14 protein-coding genes are annotated in these 15234 nt (G+C 72.9%); 5 read left to right on the top strand and 9 right to left on the bottom strand.

Annotation, left to right across the window (positions count from 1 at the left end; translation table 11 throughout):
- Positions 1–8: 8 nt before the first annotated feature.
- The 4 genes from SCATT_RS15445 to SCATT_RS15430 all read right to left on the bottom strand — a co-directional run bounded on the left by SCATT_RS15445 (position 9) and on the right by SCATT_RS15430 (position 6723).
- Positions 9–3449 carry an aminotransferase class I/II-fold pyridoxal phosphate-dependent enzyme gene (locus SCATT_RS15445; protein WP_014628140.1) on the bottom strand — a complete coding sequence of 1147 codons (3441 nt, stop codon included), beginning with the start codon at positions 3447–3449 and terminating at the stop codon, positions 9–11.
- Positions 3450–3454: 5 nt separating this feature from the next.
- On the bottom strand, positions 3455–4396 hold the full coding sequence (locus tag SCATT_RS15440; protein ID WP_014144014.1) for an NAD-dependent epimerase/dehydratase family protein: 942 nt from the start codon (positions 4394–4396) through the stop codon (positions 3455–3457).
- A 37-nt stretch (positions 4397–4433) separates the two neighbouring features.
- Positions 4434–5138, bottom strand: a complete 705-nt coding sequence (locus SCATT_RS15435; RefSeq protein WP_014144013.1) for a hypothetical protein — start codon at positions 5136–5138, stop codon at positions 4434–4436.
- A 244-nt stretch (positions 5139–5382) separates the two neighbouring features.
- On the bottom strand, positions 5383–6723 hold the full coding sequence (locus SCATT_RS15430; protein ID WP_014144012.1) for a hypothetical protein: 1341 nt from the start codon (positions 6721–6723) through the stop codon (positions 5383–5385).
- 201 nt (positions 6724–6924) lie between these two features.
- Between SCATT_RS15430 and SCATT_RS15425 the strand changes: the two genes are divergently transcribed.
- From SCATT_RS15425 to SCATT_RS15415, 3 genes are all read left to right on the top strand, one after another.
- Positions 6925–7362, top strand: coding sequence for an ATP-binding protein (locus SCATT_RS15425; RefSeq protein WP_014144011.1), 438 nt, complete (start codon positions 6925–6927; stop codon positions 7360–7362).
- Positions 7359–7553 (top strand): hypothetical protein, encoded by a 195-nt coding sequence (locus tag SCATT_RS15420; protein WP_014144010.1) that lies wholly within the window; start codon positions 7359–7361, stop codon positions 7551–7553. The genes SCATT_RS15425 and SCATT_RS15420 overlap by 4 nt, the downstream gene beginning before the upstream one ends.
- A gap of 245 nt (positions 7554–7798) precedes the next feature.
- A complete protein-coding gene (locus SCATT_RS15415; RefSeq protein ID WP_041824775.1) occupies positions 7799–8272 on the top strand; it encodes a hypothetical protein in 474 nt (157 codons plus the stop codon).
- Positions 8273–8315: 43 nt separating this feature from the next.
- Here the strand turns inward: SCATT_RS15415 and SCATT_RS38610 are convergent, their stop codons facing one another.
- A complete protein-coding gene (locus SCATT_RS38610; RefSeq protein WP_014628138.1) occupies positions 8316–8546 on the bottom strand; it encodes a hypothetical protein in 231 nt (76 codons plus the stop codon).
- A gap of 303 nt (positions 8547–8849) precedes the next feature.
- Between SCATT_RS38610 and SCATT_RS15410 the strand changes: the two genes are divergently transcribed.
- On the top strand, positions 8850–9605 hold the full coding sequence (locus tag SCATT_RS15410; RefSeq protein ID WP_157894834.1) for a hypothetical protein: 756 nt from the start codon (positions 8850–8852) through the stop codon (positions 9603–9605).
- Here SCATT_RS15410 and SCATT_RS15405 read toward each other — a convergent pair.
- From SCATT_RS15405 to SCATT_RS15390, 4 genes are all read right to left on the bottom strand, one after another.
- Positions 9602–10630, bottom strand: a complete 1029-nt coding sequence (locus SCATT_RS15405; protein WP_014144007.1) for a tetratricopeptide repeat protein — start codon at positions 10628–10630, stop codon at positions 9602–9604. The genes SCATT_RS15410 and SCATT_RS15405 overlap by 4 nt on opposite strands.
- 185 nt (positions 10631–10815) lie before the next feature.
- Positions 10816–12285 carry an MFS transporter gene (locus tag SCATT_RS15400; RefSeq protein ID WP_014144006.1) on the bottom strand — a complete coding sequence of 490 codons (1470 nt, stop codon included), beginning with the start codon at positions 12283–12285 and terminating at the stop codon, positions 10816–10818.
- Complete coding sequence (locus tag SCATT_RS15395; protein ID WP_042507661.1) at positions 12278–12910, bottom strand: ATP-dependent Clp protease proteolytic subunit; 633 nt, start codon at positions 12908–12910, stop codon at positions 12278–12280. The genes SCATT_RS15400 and SCATT_RS15395 overlap by 8 nt, the downstream gene beginning before the upstream one ends.
- Before the next feature lie 383 nt (positions 12911–13293).
- A complete protein-coding gene (locus tag SCATT_RS15390) occupies positions 13294–13896 on the bottom strand; it encodes an ATP-dependent Clp protease proteolytic subunit (RefSeq protein ID WP_041824772.1) in 603 nt (200 codons plus the stop codon).
- 344 nt (positions 13897–14240) lie between these two features.
- Here SCATT_RS15390 and SCATT_RS15385 point away from each other — a divergent pair, with 344 nt between their 5' ends.
- A complete protein-coding gene (locus SCATT_RS15385) occupies positions 14241–15218 on the top strand; it encodes a helix-turn-helix transcriptional regulator (RefSeq protein ID WP_265736686.1) in 978 nt (325 codons plus the stop codon).
- The last annotated feature ends 16 nt before the right edge of the window (positions 15219–15234 follow it).

Here is a 15234-nt window from a genome sequence, read left to right as displayed (position 1 = left end):
TGCGCCCCTCACCCCCGGACCGCCGCCACCTCCTCGGCCAGCACCGCCACGGCCCGTCGGATGTCGTCCTCGCGGTGTTCGCTGGTGATGAAGAACCGCAGCCGGGCCAGGCCCTCCTCGACCGCGGGGTGGAAGATCGGGTCGGCGATGACACCCCGGGCGTAGAGCCGGTCGGCGACGTGCAGGGTCTTCGCCGAGTCGCCGATGACGCACGGCACGATCGGGGTGTGGGCGCTGGTGCCGGTCGGCAGGCCGGCCTCGGTGGCCAGGCGCAGGAACAGCTCGGCGTTGCGCCGCAGGGCGCGGACCCGCTGCGGTTCCGCGGTGATCAGCTCGGTGGCGGCGAGCGCGGCGGCGGCGTTGGCCGGGGTGAGGCCGACGCTGTAGACGAACCCCGGCAGCGTGTGCCGCAGCCACCGCACCATCCGGGCCGACCCGCCGAGGTATCCGCCGCAACTGGCGAACGCCTTGGACAGGGTGCCCATCCACACGTCCACGTCGGCCCGGTCGACGCCGTGGAACTCGCCGACGCCACGGCCGAGTTCGCCCACGGTGCCGATGCTGTGCGCCTCGTCGACCATGAGCAGGGCGCCGTACCGCTTCTTCAGCTCCACCACGGCGGGCAGGTCGACCAGGTCGCCGTCCATGCTGTACGCGCCCTCGACGGCGATCAGCACCCGCCGGAACCGGGAGCGGTTGAGCCGCAGCATGTGTTCGAGCTGCCCGATGTCGTGGTGGGCGAAGGGGCGCCGGGCGGCCCCGGAGAGCACGCAGCCCTGGAGGATGCTGTCGTGCGCGAGCGCGTCGTGCACCACCAGGTCCCCGGGGCCGACGAGGTGTCCGACCACGGTCACGTTGGTGGCGTGGCCGCTCACCAGCGTCAGGCAGTCCTGCACGCCGAGGAATCCGGCCAGCGCCCGCTCCAGGCGTACGGTCAGCTCCCGCTCGCCGGAGAGCACCCGGCTGGCCGAGACGGAGGTGCCGTACCGGTCCACCGCCCGGTGCGCGGCCTCGGTGACCGCGGGGTGGCCGGAGAGCCCGAGGTAGTTGTAGCTGCCGAAGGAGAGGTAGGACCGGTCGCCGATCACCGTGGTGTCGCGGATGGTGCCCTGGTGGACCCGGAAGTACGGGAAGTCGGCGCCGCTGCCGTTGATCGCCGCCAGCCGTTCCTCGAACCGGCGCACCTCCGGGAAGTCGTCGACGCGCGCGCTGCCCGCATCCCAGCGCGCGGGGGCCGGTCCGGGCAGCGGCTCACCGGCGGCCGGGAACTGTCCGGCAGGGTGCGGGCCGGCGAGCCCGACGAGCCCCTCGATGGTCAGGCCGGGGGCGAGCAGGTCGTCGGTGCGGAAGCCGGGTATTCGCCTGCCGAGGTTCACCGCCAGCTCCTGGAGCATCAGCGAGTCGAAGCCGAGGTCGGTCACGAGCGCCATGTCCCCGGTGAGTTCGGCGAGCGGGAAGACGCCGGTGCGGGCGACCTCCTCCAGGACGGCGGTGGCGACGGGCGCCTGTCCGGCGGGGGTCGCGGCCGGTTCCGGTCCGGCCGGCGGCGCGGGCCGGTGTACGGGCTCGCGGGCGGATTCGTCCACCACCCAGTGGTGGCGCGGGGCGAGCGGGCTCGGCGGCAGGGTGCACGGGGGTGTGCGCTCCGGCACCGGACGCAGCCCCGCGCCGGTGACCGCCTGCCACGCGAGACGCCCCAGGGCGGCCGTACGGTCCTGGGCGGACAGCTCGCCCGGCGCGGGCACCGGGACGCGCGGCGGCTCGCCGGAGGGCACCGTACCGGCCACCAGACCCGGCCCGAGGTCCCCGGTGCGCCCCGCCGCCACCGCGTCGGCGGCCTCGGTGAGCCTGGCGACCGCGTCGGCGGCGTCCTCGGCCACCACGGCGAGGCGTTCGGGGAGGAACGTACGGCCGGCCAGGGTGGCGGCCACCGCGGCCGGCGACGGCTGGTCGGCGGCGACGGCGTGCGCCAACTCCCGGGCGTGGCGGGCGAGTCCGGCCCGGTCGCGGGCGGTGAGCACCAGCAGGTGTGGCCCCCGCTCCGGGGCCGGGGCCGGTGCCGTGGGGCACTGCTCCACCACCAGGTGGACGCCGGTGCCGCCGAAGCCGAAGGCGCTCACCCCGGCCCGGCGCGGCCCGGCGGACGGCGGCCACGCCACCGGCACCACCGGTACGGTCAGCCGCGCGGCCTCCAGCGCGCCGCGATCGGCCAGGCCGAACTCCGGCTGCGGGGGTATCACGCCCCGGTGCACGGCGAGCACCGCCTTGACGAGTCCGGCGATCCCGGCGGCGTTGAGCGAGTGGCCGACCACCGCCTTGACCGCGCCGAGGTAGGCCGGGGCGCCGTCCGCGCCGCGCAGTTCGCGCAGCACGCCGATCTCCACCGGGTCGCCCACCGTGGTGCCGGTGCCGTGCGCCTCCAGGTAGCCCACCGAGTCCGGGGGCAGGCCGGCGTCCCGGTAGGCCCGGCGCAGCGCCCTGAGCTGACCGGCGGCCTCGGGGTGCATACCGCCGCGTACCGTGCCGTCGTTGGCGGTGCCCACGCCGCGGATCACCGCGTAGACCCGGTCGCCGGCCGCCAGCGCGTCGGCCAGCGGGCGCAGCACCAGGACGCCGGCGCCCTCGGCCAGCACGAACCCGTCGGCCTCCGCGCCGAACGGCAGGCACCGGCCGCTGCGCGAGATGGCGCCGACCCGGCACAGCCCCACCAACAGGTCGGGGGTGAGGACGAGTTGGGCGCCGCCGGCCAGCGCGACGCGGGTGCGGCCGGCCCGCAACGCGTGGACGGCGTTGGCCACCGCCATCAGCCCGCCGGAGCACGCCGAGTCCAGCGCGTAGCTCTCGCCGTGCAGGTCGAAGACGGAGCTGATGGTGTTGGGCCCCATGTTGAGCAGGAGTCCGGCGACCGAGGTGCCGTGCAGCCCGTCGACCCCGCGGACCATCTCCAGCGCCCGGGGATCGGCCGCCGCCGCGCCGAACTCGCCGCCGGCGATCTGGCGCATCCGGATCTGCAGGAGGCTGATCTCGCGGTAGCCGCTGTCGGTGAGCGAGGTGATGACCGAGGTCTCCTCGCGGTCGAACCCCTCGGCCTCCCATCCGGCGTCCTGGATCGCCTCGCGGGCCAGGTCGACCAGGAGCCGGTGCTGCGGGTCCATCGAGCGCGCCCGCCGTGGCGGGATGCCGTAGTACGCGGCGTCGAAGTGGCCCACGTCGGGCAGGAGGGCCATGGTGTCCGTGTAGGCCGCGGAGGCGTCCCGCGGGCCGCCGAGGAAGGCCGCGGCGCGCCAGCGGCTGTCGGGGACGGCGGCGAACTGCGGGCGCGGGTCGGTCAGCAGCCGCCAGTACTGGTTGACGTCGCGCGCCCCGGGGTAGCGGCAGGCCATCCCCACGACGGCGACGTCGTCATGGCGGGCCGGGGCGGGGCCGGCCGGGGAGTCGTTCGCGGTCACGGAGGTCACCGGCCGCCGGCCAGTCGCGCGCGCCACCAGTCCACGGTCGCCTCGACCTGCTCGTCCAGGGGTGTGGCGCGCACCGTGAACGCGGCCTCGTAGGCGCTGGAGTCGACGACGAAGGGCCGGTCGAACTGGTAGCGGATCTCCCTCAGTTCACGGATCAGGGGCGAGAACACCCCGGCGACGGCGAGCGCGGCCGGCGGCATGGGGCGTACCGGGACCGGTGCGGTGCCGGCCTGGGCGGCCAGCCGGTCGGTCATCTCCCGGACGGAGAGCGGGGGCAGCGTCGGCACGTGCCAGGCGCGTCCCCAGGCCCGTTCCTCGCCGGCCGTCTCGACCAGCGCGGCGGCCACGTCGGGCAGGTAGGTCCAGCTGTGCGGGGCGTCCGGGTCGCCCAGTACGGAGACCGGCTTGCCGGCCAGCAGCCGGGGCACGACCCGTCCGGCCAAGTGGCCGCCGTCGGTCACGCCGGGGCCGAAGAAGTCCGAGGCCCGCACCTCGACCGCCTTGATACGGCCGCTGTCGTGCAGCTCGCGTGCCCGCTCCCAGCCGGCCGCGCGTACCCGTCCCTTGGTGCCGTTCGCGGCGAGCGGCAGCTCCTCGGTCAGCGGGCCGTCGACCGGCCCGTAGCCGTAGAGGTTGCCCAGCATGACCAGGACGGCCCCGGTCGCCTCGGCCGCCGCGCACAGCGAGGAGACCAGCGGCGGCCAGTGGCGCGCCCAGCGGTGGTACGGCGGCGCGGCGCACGCGTACAGCGCCGTCGCGCCGCGCGCGGCCTCGATCAGCCGCTCGCTGTCGGACGCGTCCAGCGCCACGTGCTCGATGCCGGGTTCCGGGCTCCCGCCCGACCTGGTCACGACCTTTACCGAATGCCCTTGTCCGGCCAGCGACCGCGCGGTGGCCGCGCCGGCGGGCCCGAATCCTATGACGACGTGAAGACTCACGCGCGGCACCCTAGCGCGAGCGCCGGACAGCGCCGGTTCACCGCGCGAACGCCGCCGCGGTGACCTCCGCTTCGAGTTCCGCGTGGTGGTACGCGTACGTTCCGACACCGGACACCTTGATCAGCGCGCAGAACCGTTCAGCCGACGACAGCCGCCCGGCCAGCCGCGCGTGCTCCCGCCGCAGGAAGTGGACGGCGGCGAGGTTGGCCATGGAGGTCTGGCCGGCGATCAGGAAGACCGGGCGGGCCGACTCGGCGGGGGTGAACCGGGCGACCAGGGCGTACTCCTCGTCGCCCCGGCGGCACCGGTAGGTGCGCCCGCCGACCTCGATGGCCGCCGGGTCCGGGTCGGCGGCGTCGAAGCCGTGGACGACGACCCCGGGCAGATGGGTGGCGAGGTGGCCGGCGGTGCGGGGGTTGGCACCCGGCAGCGGTCCGCCGACGCAGAACTCGGTGCGGTCGCCGTTGCCGCCGCGGAAGTCCCCGGTCTCGAGAGTGATGTCGCACCCCAACTCGCCGGTGAGCCGGGCCAGTTCGACCACGGTGCGTACGTCGCGGTAGGCGGCGGCGCGCGGTGCGTCGTGCTTGGCGCCCAGCACGATCAGGCAGTGCTCCCCGGGGCGCACCCCGAAGAAGGCCGCCCGCCGGTTGACCGTCCGCCGGCCCTTGGCCCGTTCCCACAGCCAACCGCACCCGGCTCCGATCGCGCTGGTCACCAGCCCGGTCGCGATGTCCGGCAACACCGACGAGATCGCTTTCCCCTCTCCTTGTGGGGCGGTCGCGGACGGGGGCTGACGTGCGCACAGCCCGATCCGCCATACTGCCCGGCGTGGAGCAGCGTACTGGTACTGATGTGGTGGCGCCCCTGAGTGGTGCGGGGACCGATCCGTCGTTCGTGCCCGGGCTGACCGGGCCGGTGGCGGGGCGGCGGATCGGGCGCCCGCCCGCCTTCCCTGGGGAGGCGGGCGGGCTTATGGGTGCGTAGGGTCAGGCTGTCTTGAGTGTGGCGACGTGCCGGGCGCGTTCTTCCAGTTCCGTTACGCCAGCGACGTCGCGGTGGGCGGGCAGCGCCTTGAGCATGGTCTTGAGGTGTTCGTCGCCGCGGGCGGAGGAGAGGGTGACGTGCTCGTCGAGAAACGCGGCCCAGGTGGTGCAGGCGGCCTCGATGTGTCCCATGCGGAACTGCCGTTCGGCGATCACGCCGAGGCAGTGCAGCCGGCCTTGGCGCTCCAGCGGGCTGCGGGCGGCGTTCGAGCGGCGTAGGGCGGTGATGGACCCGGCCTGGTCGCCCAGGTGCCAGCGGACGTGCGCCTCGTGGAAGTGGAACGCCGCGGTGTCGTAGCCGCCCACGGCGTCCCGGCGGTCGTCGGCGCGGGAGAGCGCCGTCTCGGCCTCGCGTAGCCGGGCGGTGGCGGTGTGCCGGTTGCCGGTCATCGCGGCGGCGGCGGCCTGCTGGCCGCGCAGGAACGCCACCAGGCGCGGGCCGGCCGCCGGGGCGGCTTCGGCCGCCGCGTCCGCCAGTTGAAGCGCCTTCGGGCCGTGCCCGAGGTGGGATGCCTGAAGGCTCATCCCGCGCAGAGTGCGGCAGTAGGTGACGTGGTCCTCGGCGGCTCCGGCCAGCTCCAGCGCACGCAGGTAGTAGTGCTGCCCAAGGCCCTGCTGGTTTTCGTACATGGCCATCCAGCCCGTGAGGTACACGAAGTCGGCGACGGCCGCCCGCATCTGGCGGGTGACCTTGTCCGTGCCGCTTGCGCGCAGGAAGGGGCCGGCGGTGTTGACCAGGAAAGCTGCGGCCATCGGGCGGGCATGGCCGGCGCCGACCTGGTCCAGGATGTCGGCGACCTTCTCCGTCATGGTGCGCACGGTCTCGACGTCGGAGTGGCCGATATGCACCGTGCGCCCGGCCCGCGCCGCGTCCATCCGGCCGGCCATGTCCTCGAACCGCGGCACCACCAGCGCCGCCGCGTACATCCCGGCCCTGAGCACCCCGCGCCGCGAGGGGTCCATGTCTGCCCGACTCAAGTCGATCACTCCCGCCACCACATCGCGCACTTCGGCCGCCACCGGCTCGTCAGTCCAGCCGATCTCCGCGCACGTCACGGGGCGGCCGAGCAGCCGCGAGATCGCTTCGGCGACCGCCGGCCGCGCCTCGGGCCTGGGCACGGACCCGGAAAGCCAGTGCGAGACGGAGGTCTTGTCGTAGTGCAGGGTGATCCCCAGTTCCCGGCCGGTGGCGTTCACCCGGCGGGCGAGCTGTGCGTTTCCGATTCCTCCCGACTGCATCAAGGCCGCCAGGGCGGTGTTCGGCGTGCGCGGTCGACGTCCCATCGATGAACCCCCGAGTGCGTTCAACCAGTTCAACCGTCAGTCCACTCTCCTCCCTTACCCGGCGTCGCGCAGCGGGGTTGAGTGATTACCGGCCGTTCGGTGCTCGCTCCCCGGACGGCCGTTGACGGCCCGGTCCGCCCAGCAACCCCGAACCCCCGAGGTGGGCGGGCCGGGCGCCCCCCCCGACGACGAGACCTGGCGATGACCGCGATGACCGAAGTACGCCCCCGCAGCTCGGGGCACCCCGGATACAACCTCACCAAGCCGCGCGAGGCGGCCACGGCGGAGGACGCGCGCCGTCTGGCCCGGGTGGCGCTGGCCGCCTGGGGATTGGAGGCCGAGGCGGAAACGGCAGAGCTGGTGCTGTCCGAACTGGTGGCGAACGCCGTCCGGCACGCCTGGGGTGCCTCGGTCCGGATCGCCGTCGACCGCCCTGCGGATGACCGCGTGCGCCTGGCCGTGGTCGACCGCGCGCCCCGTCGGCTGCCGGAACTGCGCACGCCCGGCCCGGAAGAAGTCTGCGGCCGTGGGCTGCTGCTGGTGAAGGAGTGTGCCGACCAGTGGGGCTACGACCTGCTGGGTTCCATCACCAAGCCGTGGGGCAAATGCGTATGGGCTGAGCTGAAAGTGACGTCATGACCGCGACCGGACAACTGCCCGAAGTTGGCGACGAGGTCATGGACGACGGCACCCGCGCCATCGTCACCGACATCCGCCGCGGCGTGACCTGGCTGAGGCGTCCCGGACGCGGCGAGTGGCCGGCCGAGGATTCCGGACGACTGACGGTGACCCGTACCCGTGCCGAGCGCATCGCAGCGGGCGACGCGTGAATCCCCGCCGAACGGGGGCCAGCCCCTCATCCTGAGACCCCGCCGGCCCGCGCCCCCGTCGCGAGTCGGCGTCCGCCGGCCCTTGGCCCGTTCCCACAGCCAACCGCACCCGGCTCCGATCGCGCTGGTCACCAGCCCGGTCGCGATGTCCGGCAACACCGACGAGATCGCTTTCCCCTCTCCTTGTGGGGCGGTCGCGGACGGGGGCTGACGTGCGCACAGCCCGATCCGCCATACTGCCCGGCGTGGAGCAGCGTACTGGTACTGATGTGGTGGCGGCCCTGAGTGGTGCGGGGACCGATCCGTCGTTCGTGCCCGGGCTGATCGGGCCGGTGGCGGGGCGGCGGGAGACGGCGGCGGAGGCCGTCGCGGAGCCCGTCCGGGCGGACGCGGAACCGGAGCCGGAGCCCGAGGCGGAGGCCGTCGAGGCGTTCGAGGACGCCGGGGTGGAGTTCGAGGCGGCGGATCACCGGGGGTCGATCGCGGCCGGGCCGGCCGGGCTGCGGTTCCGGCTGGACGGGGAGACCGCGGAGTTCCGCTGGGCCGAGATCGGCGCGGTGGAGGTGGACACCCCGCGCTTCGCCCGGCGATTCGGCGTCACCGTGTACACCACGGAACGGCGGCGCTACGACGCCGAGGTGACGGCCCCTGACCGGGCGGCCCGCACCACGTGGTTGGCCGAGTTCGACGCGGTGCTGGACAAGCGCTTCGAGGCGTAGGCGCCCGGCCGGCCCCCGTGGTCGCGGGGGCCGCGCCGATGGCTCAGGACGCCTTGTGGCGCTTGGCGGAGAGGGCTTTCCGGAACTTCTCGATCAACGGGTGCCGCTGTTTGGTGAGCTGATCCCGCACGGCCTCGAAGTTTCCGGTGCGCAGCGCCTGGGCGCGCCGTTCCATGTACTCGACCGGATCCCGGGCGAACTCCCGCACCCGAGGATCGGTGTCTAACGCTATGCCGTTCCAGACCTCTCCGGCACTGACGTGAGCCGTGCTCATGATCGGACTCCCCCACAGCTTGGATTCGCGCGACGAAGATTCCCCGTCCGCCTCGGTTGACATAAGTCTCCCAATGCTGACAGTAAGGTGCGGCTAAGTGGGACGTCAACTAGGTTCGCAGGAACCGCGGTTGGCCGGACGCGGCTGGGGCGCGAGCGGAATGCCGCCCCTTCTGCAACGACGTGCCCGGGCGCGTGGTCACGGGCCGCCCGTAAAGCCTCATGAAGACGTTTACCCGCGCGCACAAGGTTTCAAACGTCATCTCCTCCCGAAGATCTCACTCTGCGTGTATGCTCCGTCGCTATGGCGGCCGGTTTACGGGTGACTCGGGGGACGCTCGCGGCGGGAGCACTGAGCGGTCTCGCGTACGTGGCGCAGATGGTGATCGGCATGCACATGCCGTTCTGGGCGTTCGTCCTGGTCACCTGCGCGGGCGCGCTCGCCACCCTGGTGGCGATCTTCCTGGCCCAGCGGGGGATCCAGACCGCCGAGGAGGCCGCCCTCGCGGCGACCAAGAACCAGCGCAAGGCGATGCAGGACGTCCTCGTCCCGCTCGTGCACCACCTCGGCGAGATCGTCAGCAAGAGCACCAAGGCCGAACGCGCCCCCCTCCAGCAGCAGATGAAGCAGGCGATCGTCACCCTCGCGGCGCAGCTCATCGGCAGCGACGACACCCGTGCCTGCCTGCTGGAGCCGGTGCCCGGTTCCAGCGCCCCCAAGCGCGAGCTGAAGTGCCTCAACGGGCTGTGGGGCGGCCGGAGCGAGGCGCCGATGACCGTCTACCGCGAGGACGAACCGCTCGGCAAGGAGCTGTTCGCCATGATGGACGCCCGCAAGGACACCTTCGTCCCCGACGTCCACCGGCTGCCGACCGCCTTCCGGCCGGTCGGCGAGGGCTACCGGACTTACATCGCGGTCACCGTCACCGCGGCCGGCAACGACGCCTCCGGGGTGCTGTACGTGGACGCCATGTGCCCCGGCGACCTCAGCCCGGAGGACGTACCGCTGGTGGCGGTGCTGGCCCGCTTACTGGGGGCCGCGCTGGCCGTCCGCCGCTAGGGGGCGATGTCCAGCTCGGCGTAGGCCTCGCGCACCATGCGGTGGACGTGGTGGAGGCCGATGCGGCTCAGCCGGTGCTCCAACTCGGCCAGTTCCGCGGCGGTTTCGCGCGGGTCGCGGCCGAGCCGGGCGCGGGTCTTGGCCAGGCCGAGGCGGGCCAGCGACTCGCCGCGCTGCTCGCCCATGGCGCGGAACTCCTCCAGGGCCCGGGTGTAGACGGCGCGGGCCTCCTCGTAGCGCCCGGCCCGGTAGAGCACGTTGCCGCGCATCTTGTGGTTGTAGGCGAGCGCGCTCGACAGCGCCATCCGGCGGCACAGGGATTCCGCCTCGGTGAGCAGCCGCAGGGCGCGCCCGGTGTCGCCGTCGCGGACCGAGACGACGTCGGCGATGCCGCGCAGGGCCCAGGCGTGGCCGCGCATGTCGTCGCCCTGGCGGGCGATCTCGGCGGCCTCCTCGAACATGGCCAGCGCGGTGTCGTACGAGCCGGTGTTGCGGTGCATCTGGGCGATGCCCTCCAGCGCCCATACCGTGTGGCGGGCCTCGCCGCGCTCGCGGGCCTCGGCCAGGAGTTGTTCGTGCAGGGCGGTGACGGCCGCGTAGTCGCCCTGGACGCGGCCGGTCTCGGCGAGGCCGGCCAGGGCGTACCCGCGCACCGTGGGGTCCCCGGACGCCTCGCCCAGTGCGGCGGCGAGGCCGAGGAGACGGTGGGCCAGACGGAGGGCGCCGCGCTGCCGGGCGAGGGTGCCGCCGCTCCACAGCGCCCAGGCCATGGCGGCCCGGTCGCCCGCCGTACGGGCGGCGCGGTACCCCGCCTTCCAGGCGCGGTCGGCCTCGGCGACGTTGCCCAGCCGCCGGTGCGCCTCCGCCACCGCGAGCCCGGCCCGGGCCACCTCGGCCGGTGATCCGTCGCGTTCGGCGGCGCGCATCCGCTCCTCCCCCGCCGCCAGCACCTGGGTCAGCGAGGAGTTGACCGACAGCGAGCTGAGGGCGCCCTGGTACTCCGGGGCGAATGCCTTGCCGTACATGCGTGCCTTTCCGTCGTCCGTCGCGGTAGCGGCCCAGCGGGCTATGCGTTGGGGGTATACACGCGTGGTATACCGCCCGGGGTTGCCTGCCGCGGACGCGTCGTGACGGCGGTCACACCGCGACGGAGAAGGGCGCCCGGCCGCTCCCACGCGACTGGACGCCCTTGACGGGTACGGGGGTTGACTCAGCCCGTCGCCGTCCTCCCCCGGTACAGCGCCGCCGTGACCACCACGCCCACGGCGAAGAAGCCGGCGGCCCACCAGTAGGCGGTGGCGTAGCCGTGCAGCGCCGCGTCGGCGACCAGCGCCGGGGTGGGGCGGTGGCCGGACAGCCGGGCGGCGGTGGCGCTCGCGGCGAGGGTGGAGAGGACCGCGATCCCCAGCGAACCGCCGACCTGCTGCATGACGTTGATGGAGGCGGAGGCGGCCCCCGCGTCCTGCGGGGCGACCCCTGCGGTGCCCAGGCTCATCGCGGGGGCGAAGATCAGCCCGATGCCCAGCCCCATGACGAACAGCGGCGGCAGGATGTGCAGCGGGTAGGAGCTGCCGGCGTCCAGCGGGGTGAGCAGCGCCAGCCCCGCCGCGGCCACCGCCATGCCGGCCGGGACGAGTACCCGGGGGCCGAGCCGGGGCAGCAGCGCGTTGCCCACCCCGATGGCGCTGATCATGATGCCGCCGTTCATCGGCAGGAAGGCGAGGCCCGCCTGCACCGGCGAGTAGGCCAGGTTCTGCTGGAGGTAGAACGTCAGGAAGAGCGAGACCCCGAAGAGCCCGGCACCGGAGATCAGCAGGGCGATGAACGAGGCGCCGCGGTCCCGGTCGAGCAGGATGCGCAGCGGCAGCACGGGGTTGGCCGCCCGGGTCTGCCACGCCGCGAAGACCGCCAGCAACACCCCGCCGGCCAGCAGCGCGCCCCAGGTCAACGGGGTGGACCAGGAGTGGCTCTGGGCGTTGGCGAACCCGTACACCAGGCAGAACAGCGCGGCGGAGACCAGCAGGCTGCCCGGCAGGTCGAGCCTGGCCCGGCCGGCGGCGCGCTCGTTGCCCCGGATGAACAGCGCGGTGCCGAGCAGCGTGGGCACCGCGATCACCAGGTTCACGTACAGGCACCAGCGCCAGGAGAGGTATTCGGTGAGCAGGCCGCCGAGGAGCAGGCCGACCGCGGCACCGGTGCCGGAGATGGCGCCGTAGACGCCGAACGCCTTGCCGCGCTCCCGGGGGTCGGTGAACGTGGTGTTGAGCAGCGCCAGGCAGGACGGGGCCACCAGGGCGCCGAAGACACCTTGCAGCGCGCGGGCGGTGACCAGCGTGTCGAAACCGCCGGCCGCGCCGCCGGCCGCCGAGGCGAGTCCGAAGCCGGCCAGCCCGATCACGAACGTCGCCTTGCGGCCGAACAGGTCGCCCACGCGTCCGCCGATCAGCAGCAGGCTGCCGAAGGCGAGCGCGTAGGCGGTGACGATCCACTGCCGGCTCCCGGTGGAGAACCCCAGCGACCGCTGCGCCGACGGCAGCGCGATGTTGACGATGGTGGAGTCGAGGATGACCATCAGCTGGGCCAGCCCGATGACGGCCAGCACCAGCCAGCGATGGCGGGCGGCGGCGGTCGCGGCGGCGCCGCCGACGTCCACGGTGGTCGCGGCGGCCGGCTCAGACATGGCGCCCGGCGACCTCCGAGGACGCCATGGCCCGGGGCGAGATCACCTGGTCGACGATGCCGTACTCCATGGCCTGCTGGGCGGTGAGGATGTTGTCCCGCTCGATGTCCTCGCGGACCTGCTCGACCTCGCGGCCGGTGTGCTTGGCCAGGATGGTCTCCACCAGCGAGCGCACCCGCAGGATCTCGGCGGCCTGGATCTCCAGGTCGGAGACCTGGCCCTCGGAGCCCTGGCTGGCCGGCTGGTGGATGAGGATCTTGGCGTTGGGCAGCGCGCAGCGCTTGCCGGGGGTGCCGGCCGCCAGGATGACGGCGGCGGCCGAGCTGGCCTGGCCTATGCACACCGTCTGGATCTGCGGCCGGATGAACTGCATGGTGTCGTAGATCGCCATCAGCGAGGTCATCGAGCCGCCGGGCGAGTTGATGTAGATCGAGATGTCCCGGTCCGGGTCGGTCGACTCCAGGCACAGCAACTGGGCCATGATGTCGTTGGCCGAGGTGTCGTCGACCTGGGTGCCCAGGAAGACCACGCGCTCCTCGAAGAGCTTGGCGTACGGGTCGTACTCGCGCACGCCCTGCGAGGTGCGCTCCACGAAGTGCGGGACGACGTAGCGCGCCTGCGGCATCAGGTGCCCGGCCGGGGCGAGGGCCTGGAACGGCGCCCCGGGGCCCTGCGGGTGCGGCGCGGCCGGGTGCGAGTGCGGTGCCATGGGTAGTCAACCTCTCCGGACGAGGGACGCTGGACGCGAGCGGTCCGCGGCCGGACGGCCGCGGTGAGGGCGGACGCAGGGAGGACGGACGCACGGGCGGGAGGGACCCAGTGCCGCACCAGTCAAGGTTTGCCCCGTCGCGGCGCCCGGCACGGCACCTCGCGGCGTTGCCGGACCAGCCGAGTAGGCCCACTACGAGGCTGATCCGGCGCCTTGCGATGCACCGCACCGGACGCCGCTCCTTACCAGGCGAACCTTGGCTGGCGCGGCACTGCCGGTCCCTCCCGTCGGGTGCGGATTCAGTCCGTCTTGGTGCCGCCGCCGCCGGGGACGCCGACGGTCGAGGTCATGACCTCGTCGATGAGGCCGTATTCCTTGGCCTCCTGGGCGGTGAACCAGCGGTCGCGGTCGGAGTCCTTGGTGATCTTCTCGACGTCCTGGCCGGAGTGGACGGCGATGAGCTCGGCCATCTCCTTCTTGGTGCGGATCAGCTGTTCCGCGTAGATCTTGATGTCGCTGGCCGAACCGGCGAGTCCGGCCGACGGCTGGTGCATGAGGATCTTCGTGTGCGGCAGCGCGAAACGCTTGCCCGCGGTGCCCGCGGTGAGCAGGAACTGGCCCATGGAGGCGCAGAATCCCATCGCGATGGTCACCACGTCGTTCTTTATGTACTGCATGGTGTCGTAGACCGCCATGCCCGCCGTGACCGATCCGCCGGGGGAATTGATGTAGAGGTAGATGTCCTCTTGGGAGTCGGCGGCGAGCATCAGCAACTGGGCGGTGAGTTTGTTGGCGATGTCGTCGTCGACGGCCTGGCCGAGGAATATGATCCGGTCCTTCAGTAGGCGGTTGAAGACCTGGTCGCTGACCGCCCAAGCGGGCGAGCCGCCGTCGGCCCGCACCTCGTCAGCCGCCGCGGCCGCAACTCGGCCGTCCTGGTAAGCCACTGGACCCCCAACTCATTTTCGAACAGCCGGGAGGCTGCCCAAGCGGCGCCGAGTTAAACCAGCGGCCACGTCAACCTCCCTACCACCACCGATACTTGTCGCCCGACCGTAGCACGCGGCACACCGCCCGTAGGCGGCCTCGCTGTTCGCTCGTAGCGCACCGAGGAAACGGTTGCTGGGCAGCGACAACACCACTCCCGCGACACCCGCGCGACACCGCCCCGGACGCCGGTGACGACGCGGCGACGGGACGGTGGAATGGCGAGGAACACACCACTCCGGTTCATTGACTCCGCCCCATGTCCTTGATCGACACAGGGGTTTACACTCGCAGCCAAGCTACGGGATGCTTACGGGGGGCAGCCTTGCCTGTTGACGATGCCCGCAGACGTGAACGTGCCCACTTCCTACGCAAGCGGCGCGAAAAGGTCATGCCGGTCGACGTCGGATTACCTGGCGGAGTCAGGCGCCGGACACCAGGTCTGCGCCGCGAGGAAGTCGCCGTGCTCGCCGGGGTCAGTCCCACCTGGTACACCTACCTGGAACAGGCGCGGGACGTTTCGCCCTCGGCGGAAGTCCTGGACAATCTGGCCACCGTGCTCGGTCTGACGCCCTATGAGCGCAAATACCTCCACAACCTCTCGCAGGAGTCGGCCGACGAGCCGGAAAGCGCCTGTTGCCCGGAATTCCAACTGCTTTTGACGGATCTGACGGCAGCCATCGATCCCATTCCGGCCTACGTCTGCTCGCATTCCGGTGATCTGCTCGGCTGGAACCGGGCGGCGGCCGACTGGCTGGCCGACTTCACCGACGTGCCCGCCGAGCGGCGCAACATCCTGGTGTGGATGCTCACCGCCGAGGAGGCCCGGGACCGCTTCGTGGACTGGGAGAACCGCTGCCGCCACCTGGTGGCGCGGTTCCGTGCCGAGGTGGCGACCGCCCACGAGACGTCCCGGGTGGCCGAGTTGGTCCGCGATCTGTCGCAGCGCAGCCCGCTCTTCCGCGGCTGGTGGGAGGAGCACGAGGTGGCCGGCCCGGACAGCGCCGAGTACCTGATGCGCCATCCGTCGGACGGCGTGGTCACGGTACGCACCGTGGAGCTGCTCTACCGGGAGCTGCTGGGCTGCGCCAAGGTCGTCATCCACATGCCCAGGAACGACTTGACGTACCTGGGCGGTGCGCGCGGTGCCCGGACGGCGGGCGACCGGGTGGCGTCGGGCGTCCCGTCGCTGCCCGGCCTCGGCCAGCTGCCGGGGCTGTCGCGCACCGTGCGGTGACGACCGGCCGGCCGTG

This window comes from Streptantibioticus cattleyicolor NRRL 8057 = DSM 46488 (assembly GCF_000240165.1).
GTDB classification, from domain to species: domain Bacteria; phylum Actinomycetota; class Actinomycetes; order Streptomycetales; family Streptomycetaceae; genus Streptantibioticus; species Streptantibioticus cattleyicolor.
Note: the sequence above shows the minus strand (reverse complement) of the source record. Positions and strands in the feature narration are given on the sequence as shown.

What these genes read in the sequence shown, in the direction of transcription:
- SCATT_RS15420 (WP_014144010.1), top strand. Translation starts at nt 7,359, where the DNA reads ATGACCGCGACCGGACAACTGCCCGAAGTTGGCGACGAGGTCATGGAC.
- SCATT_RS15395 (WP_042507661.1), bottom strand. Translation starts at nt 12,910, where the DNA reads ATGCCGCAGGCGCGCTACGTCGTCCCGCACTTCGTGGAGCGCACCTCG.
- SCATT_RS15430 (WP_014144012.1), bottom strand. Translation starts at nt 6,723, where the DNA reads ATGGGACGTCGACCGCGCACGCCGAACACCGCCCTGGCGGCCTTGATG.
- SCATT_RS15410 (WP_157894834.1), top strand. Translation starts at nt 8,850, where the DNA reads ATGGCGGCCGGTTTACGGGTGACTCGGGGGACGCTCGCGGCGGGAGCA.
- SCATT_RS15385 (WP_265736686.1), top strand. Translation starts at nt 14,241, where the DNA reads ATGTCCTTGATCGACACAGGGGTTTACACTCGCAGCCAAGCTACGGGA.
- SCATT_RS38610 (WP_014628138.1), bottom strand. Translation starts at nt 8,546, where the DNA reads ATGAGCACGGCTCACGTCAGTGCCGGAGAGGTCTGGAACGGCATAGCG.
- SCATT_RS15405 (WP_014144007.1), bottom strand. Translation starts at nt 10,630, where the DNA reads ATGTACGGCAAGGCATTCGCCCCGGAGTACCAGGGCGCCCTCAGCTCG.
- SCATT_RS15425 (WP_014144011.1), top strand. Translation starts at nt 6,925, where the DNA reads ATGACCGCGATGACCGAAGTACGCCCCCGCAGCTCGGGGCACCCCGGA.
- SCATT_RS15400 (WP_014144006.1), bottom strand. Translation starts at nt 12,285, where the DNA reads ATGTCTGAGCCGGCCGCCGCGACCACCGTGGACGTCGGCGGCGCCGCC.